The sequence below is a fragment of the Streptococcus sp. GMD1S genome, assembly GCF_000296875.1.
GTDB lineage: Bacteria > Bacillota > Bacilli > Lactobacillales > Streptococcaceae > Streptococcus.
In genome coordinates this window covers 1-5,958 of sequence record NZ_AJQY01000334.1, presented here as the reverse complement: position 1 = coordinate 5,958, position 5,958 = coordinate 1, and the positions used below count along the sequence as shown (strand labels likewise).

Genomic DNA, 5,958 nt, shown 5'->3' with positions numbered 1-5,958 from the left:
ATAGAAGGAAAGGATTACGATGCATGCCTCCGATATTGACTAATCCCAACCCCATATTTCTTATCTTCAGGTTTCTCATGATAACCTAGTTCTGTTGGATAGACTTCAACCCAGAGTTCCTCCATTTGTCCTTGTAATTTGGCTTTATATCGATAAGAATCTTTCTCGAGTCCTAGCATTTCAACAGTCAAAGACTGATAGTCTGGCAAAGTTTCAATCTCTGTTTTTATAAACTGAGATAAATTGTTGACCAGTTCTTTCTGTTCCACTTTTGAATTGATAGGAAAAGAGACTCTTACTTCTTCTAAAGTATGCCATTTTGAAAATGTGAAATCTGCACGAACAGTATAGTCTTTCCACCTCATGTTTTCGTAATAGTAGAAGAGGCGACCTGTTTTATAAAAATAAGGGTCTTCTGCACGCCAAGTATCACGATAAGCCATTTCTGTTTCCTCAACAACTTTATCAGCTTCTCCAAATACTTTTTCAAAAGATTCTGTGGACATATAAAAGGAAAGAGATTTAAACATGACTAACTGCGTACTAGGAAATTCCAAATTTTTAAAGTTTTGGTAAGATTTTATAAATAAGATTAGCACTCCAATAGCAAGCAAACTACTAATTATTTTTGTAAATTTCATATTTCTACTATACAAGAAAACTCTAGGATTGACAAACTTTGAATTTTTCGATTACATTTTGAGATTTGTTCTCTAAATTTTGAGGAAACAAAGAATTGATCAAAAACTAGTAACAGATAGTCAAAATAAAAAAGACTGAAACTGTACTGCACCCCAAAAGTTAGACAGAAAAATCTAACTTTTGGGGTGCAGTACAGAGATTATCTTTTTCATTCTATTTTCTCCTATACTATGAAACAAAGACAGTATAACACGAAGACTACCCTAACTCAAACTTGGATAACTGAGATGCTGTCAGTCCATCACAAGCTACATCTGACTGCTTGAGTTTTCTAGCCAATCGCAATTCCTTGTAAAATTCTCCCAATGCCATCTTTTCAATCATGACCAAACTCCTGTCCAAAACCCTCTTTACTATTCCATTCGTAAATACTTTTCCTTTTTTAACATGTTATAAAATATGGGAACTATATACCCGTTTACACTAGACACAAGATATAGTGCTTACGAGAATATCAAAAAGGCGACTTACAAACGGAAATCGTCTTTTAATAATGTCTAAATTCTTCGCAGGATTTCAAAATTTTGATATAATAGAAGTAACAAAAATAAAGGAAATTAAGTATTATGAACGCAATCACAGCTCACAGCTCACGCTGATTATGTAATCGGACGTGTTTTTTGTCAAGCATTAAAACAGGCATTTTCACATTTTTGTGAGAAGGCTTTTTATGTTGAGTTTTCTGAGTTATCTTTAGAGAGAAATGGGGAGCTACAATATGCATAACCATTTCTCAAACGAAGTTGATGGACAACTCAAGTTTTATCAAGATTATCTACCTCTTGTTGATAAAACTTTGAAAACAGATGATATTTTAACGGATTATACAGATGGTATTGTATATGGAAATCTGATTGAATTTAAAGTTGTTATCAATGATATTAACTCTGTTCTATTCCAAACCATCAAATATCTATCCGCTCGGAGAATCAAAGGGAAAGAAATCCCTAAAAACATTCTGCTTGTATCGCTAACGAATGAAAAAATCTACGTTTTTGATAGTCAGGAATATTTAACACATATCGAAAAAGTATATTTTGGTGGTGCAAGTGTTAAAACAGCTGGTTTTTCTTCTGATGCTCCTCTTGAGGTTTTAGAATACGGTCAAAGTCAACTAGATGAAAGTCGTCTCATTACTTTACTACGTTCAAAGCAATACACAAAAATTAACATTGACGAAAACTGTATTGTTGGTTGGGCGGAACGTTTTTATCGTGAAAACAAAGGAGCTAAAAAGTCTGATTTTATCGGTGACCAAACTGGTAAAGTTAAAATTATTGGTGAAATTCGGAAACCTGAGAAACTAAAAGAATTTATCAATCCCTATATCGGTGAAACTAATGCACAATTTCACTATTTGATGGATAAACTCAATGATACTTTACAAAAGAAAAACTTAGGAGCTTTCTACACTCCTGAACCTTATGTTGAAAAGTCATTGGAGCTAGTCCGACAAGCTATTAAGCGTGTTCCAGAAGGAAATGATTATATTATTTTGGATAGATGTGCTGGGACTGGAAACCTCGAGAAATTGATGAGCGACGAGGAACTAAGTCACTGCGTCCTTTCTACTATTGAATACTATGAATATAAAGTTCTTGTTGAGTTGCTAGGTGACAAGGTTCGCCACATTATCCCACCAACTGAGAAAGAAGATACGTTTAATATGGGACTAGTCCGAGGAGCTGACGCTCTTAGCAAGGAATACATTAACAATGAAATTATTAAACGCTATATCAACGACCCAAAAGTGACAATTATCATGTACGAGAATCCCCCTTATGCAGAGACTACTTCTATTGAACACCAAAAAGCTGGGACTAGTAAGAAATCATCTGCTTGGAAAAAGAGCTTTTTAGTGACGGAGATGAAAAAAGAGGTTAAAGGACAAGCGACAAACGAACTCGGAAATATCTTTATCTGGTCTGCTTTCAAATATTATTTACGCCAACCAACAGATTCTTATATTGTCTATAGTCCTGTAAAGTATTGGAAAGCTCAGCATCTCATCAATCAAAAATTTTTAGGTGGTTTTGCTTTTAATCGCAAACACTTTCACACTAATATTCATGCGATGATTATGTGTGCTCTTTGGAGTAAAGAAGAAGTTGCACTAGAGTCACTAAAATTAGAAGCCTATGATATTGATAAGGATGGAAATTTACTTCCTGAAAATAATATCATTATTAAAAGGATACATAGCACGTATAGCCAAAAGTACTTTGATAAAAGAAAGTTCATAGATGATGAAAATAATGGACTTTATCTAGGATTAAATGGTAAAGAGTATGAAGGTAAAACTAAGAGTGTTGTTCCTTTATTTAATTCAAACATTCTGGGCTATATGGCAGTATATAGTTCTGGATTTGATAACCCAGATTTACACGCTACCTTAATAATGGCAGGTAGATATGATGGACATGGCTTTTTCCTTCGCTCTGACAACTTCCTAGAAAAACTCCCAATGTTTGCCGCCAGTCGCTACATTACTTATAATCGTCACTGGACACAGCGTGCTAATATTATGAAATCGGCCGATGGCGTTGAACGTTTTAATAAAGCTGTATCAAGTAACAAGATTGAACAAGACTTATTGAAAATTCTTCTATTCACAACACTTGAAACGCAAAATCACATGAGAAGTTTATATGGTTCTGATGGACGATTCTACCGAAATGAGTTGTCATTGGATAACTCTAATGGAGATACGCTAGCAACAGTCAGCTTAGCAAAATTGAAACAAGGTTCTAAAGAGACTGATTTATTTGAACAATGGGGAAAAGTCCTAACAGAAGCTAAGAAAACGAAAAATTATAATTCTAAATTAACGTATTCAGTTTATCAGATTATTGATGAGCTTAACACATCTGAAAAAGATGAAAATGATAAAACAATCTATAACTATCCCGAATTAAACGGACACTTGAATACATTGAAAACAATGGTAAAAGAGTATTATAATTCTGAAATTGTGCCATTCCTATTTGAGTATGAATTTTTGAAATAAGCATGAAAAAGACGATTTCCTCTTGGAAGTCGCCTTTTTGATATTCTTGTAAGCACTATATATTGTGTCTAGTGTAAACTGATATATAGTTACCTAAAATATTTTAGCAAAAAAGCCAGCCTCAAGCTGACTCTTTATTCTATGGTATCAAAAGCGAGACTTGGTTTGGCATTGAGGTCCAGGCCTGCGAAGTTTTCTTTGTTCCACTCGCTGACACTGGCATAGGCAATCATACCTGCATTGTCTCCACAGAGACGCAGGGGTGGAATGATGACTTTGACATCTGTAATTTCGGCTGCTAGGCGTTCTCTAAGACCTTTATTGGCCGCCACACCACCTGCGACAACAAGGGTTTTAACAGGATATTTATCTAGGGCTTTCTTGGTTTTTACCATGAGAATATCCATGACAGCTGCTTGGAAGGAAGCACACAAATCCTCTGTAGACAAGCTTTCTCCCTTTTGCTCAGCATTGTGGTAAAGATTGATAAAGGCAGACTTCAAACCTGAGAATGAAAACTCCAGATTGTCTTCCTTGATCATGGCACGAGGGAAGTCATAAACATCCTGACCTTGATGGGCCAACTCGTCAATCTCGCGACCTGCTGGATAAGTCAAGCCCATGACACGGCCGACCTTATCATAGGCCTCACCAACCGCATCATCTCGTGTCTCCCCAACAATCTTGTAATCGCCAGCCTCTGACACATAGACCAACTCGGTGTGTCCTCCGCTGACCAAGAGTGCCAACAAAGGAAACTCCAAAGGCTCCACACTCTGAGCTGCCATTAGGTGGCCAGCCATGTGGTTGACGGGGATAAGCGGCAGGCCATGTGCCCAAGCAAAGGCCTTGGCAGCTGACAAACCAACAAGCAAGGCTCCGACCAGGCCTGGTCCGTAGGTAACCGCCACAGCTGTTATGTTCTCTTCGGTAATCCCTGCTTCTGCTAGCGACTCCTCAATACAGGCCGTAATAACCTCGACATGGTGACGACTGGCCACTTCTGGCACTACGCCACCAAAACGTTTGTGGCTCTCGATTTGACTAGCGATGACATTGGACAAGAGCTGGTCGTCGTTTTTTAAGACAGCGACACTGGTCTCATCACAAGATGTCTCAAATGCTAAAATATATCTATCCTTCATCTATTTCTCTCTTCATGATAATGGCGTCCTCGACTGGGTCATGGTAGTAGGCCTTTCTCTCAGCGATGACCACCATCTTTTCTTTCTTGTAAAATGCTTGCGCTCGTTGGTTTGACTTTCTGACTTCAAGGAAAATCTCCTTATCTGTCGGCAATTGAGCAAACAAGGCTGACGCAATTTCCTGACCCTGATAGGCTCCTTTGACAGCGATTTGTAGGACTTCTGCTTCAAAGAGATTCTCCTGAACGGCTAGAAAGCCAATCACTTCTCCCCCATCATAAGCCAATGCATACCAGGTCTGATCTTGGGATAGGTCTGCTTGGATTTGTTCCAGCGTCCAAGGGCTGACTGGGTAAACATCTACCATAACAGCATAGATAGCTTGAGCCAAGTCAGGTCGCTGTTGGATTCGTTTGATCTCTATCATAGGCGTTTAATATAAGACTCGCCAGACTCGGTGTGATTCTTGAGCCAGTTTTCCTCGGCTTCGACACGCTTGAGGTAATTTGGCACAAAGTCGTGCAAGGAGTCTGCTTCCTTATCCCAGGCCCAAAGAGCTAGATTAGCTGCATTTGGCAAGGTTTCTTCGTAGTTAGTTTGTGGCAGATGCTCTTGGATTTGTTCCACAAAGGCTCCAACTTCTCCGACAAAGGTCACCTGCTCAGCATCCTTGACCTGCTCTAGCACTTCCGCAAAAGACAGGTGCGCTTCTGGAAAGACAGCCTTGGCATTTTCATAAAATCCTGCATAGACATTGTTGCGACGTGCATCCATGATAGGAACCACCAAGCCTTCTTGCTGACTTGGCACCAGAGCTAAGAGGCTGGACATCCCCACTAACTCAATGTTCAGAGTATGAGCCAAAGTCTTGGCAGTGGCTACCGCAATTCGTAAACCTGTGTAGCTACCTGGTCCCTCTGCCACCACGATTCGATCCAAGTCCTTGGGTGTCAGGTCCAGACTTTCCATCAAAAAATCGATGGCAGGCATAAGGGTGATACTGTGGTTTTTCTTGATATTGATCATAGTCTCGGCAAGAACTTGCTTATCCTCTAAAATGGCTAGAGAAAGAGCCTTGCTGGACGTATCAAAAGCTAATACTTT

At 38.9% G+C, this 5,958-nt stretch carries 5 protein-coding genes and 1 pseudogene; 1 reads left to right on the top strand and 5 read right to left on the bottom strand.

Annotation, left to right across the window (positions count from 1 at the left end; all coding sequences use genetic code 11):
* Window positions 1-14: 14 nt before the first annotated feature.
* Both GMD1S_RS09845 and GMD1S_RS12000 read right to left on the bottom strand, forming a co-directional pair.
* Window positions 15-641, bottom strand: coding sequence for a hypothetical protein (locus GMD1S_RS09845; protein ID WP_000673207.1), 627 nt, complete (start codon window positions 639-641; stop codon window positions 15-17).
* 262 nt (window positions 642-903) lie between these two features.
* Window positions 904-1,026 (bottom strand): annotated as a pseudogene (locus GMD1S_RS12000) (MutR family transcriptional regulator); the annotation flags it as partial.
* A 394-nt stretch (window positions 1,027-1,420) separates the two neighbouring features.
* Between GMD1S_RS12000 and GMD1S_RS09840 the strand changes: the two are divergent.
* Window positions 1,421-3,709: a hypothetical protein gene (locus GMD1S_RS09840; RefSeq protein WP_000551495.1), complete on the top strand. Its 2,289-nt coding sequence runs from the start codon at window positions 1,421-1,423 to the stop codon at window positions 3,707-3,709.
* Window positions 3,710-3,843: 134 nt separating this feature from the next.
* Here GMD1S_RS09840 and tsaD read toward each other — a convergent pair whose 3' ends face one another.
* The 3 genes from tsaD to tsaB all read right to left on the bottom strand — a co-directional run.
* On the bottom strand, window positions 3,844-4,854 hold the full coding sequence (gene tsaD, locus GMD1S_RS09835) for a tRNA (adenosine(37)-N6)-threonylcarbamoyltransferase complex transferase subunit TsaD (protein WP_000655082.1): 1,011 nt from the start codon (window positions 4,852-4,854) through the stop codon (window positions 3,844-3,846).
* Complete coding sequence (gene rimI, locus GMD1S_RS09830) at window positions 4,844-5,281, bottom strand: ribosomal protein S18-alanine N-acetyltransferase (protein ID WP_000569855.1); 438 nt, start codon at window positions 5,279-5,281, stop codon at window positions 4,844-4,846. Before rimI ends, tsaD begins: the two co-directional genes overlap by 11 nt.
* The coding region (gene tsaB / locus GMD1S_RS09825) for a tRNA (adenosine(37)-N6)-threonylcarbamoyltransferase complex dimerization subunit type 1 TsaB (protein WP_000630228.1) at window positions 5,278-5,958 on the bottom strand (681 nt) is incomplete at its 5' end. The genes rimI and tsaB, both read right to left, overlap by 4 nt.

What these genes read in the sequence shown, in the direction of transcription:
- tsaD (WP_000655082.1), bottom strand. Translation starts at nt 4,854, where the DNA reads ATGAAGGATAGATATATTTTAGCATTTGAGACATCTTGTGATGAGACC.
- rimI (WP_000569855.1), bottom strand. Translation starts at nt 5,281, where the DNA reads ATGATAGAGATCAAACGAATCCAACAGCGACCTGACTTGGCTCAAGCT.
- GMD1S_RS09845 (WP_000673207.1), bottom strand. Translation starts at nt 641, where the DNA reads ATGAAATTTACAAAAATAATTAGTAGTTTGCTTGCTATTGGAGTGCTA.
- GMD1S_RS09840 (WP_000551495.1), top strand. Translation starts at nt 1,421, where the DNA reads ATGCATAACCATTTCTCAAACGAAGTTGATGGACAACTCAAGTTTTAT.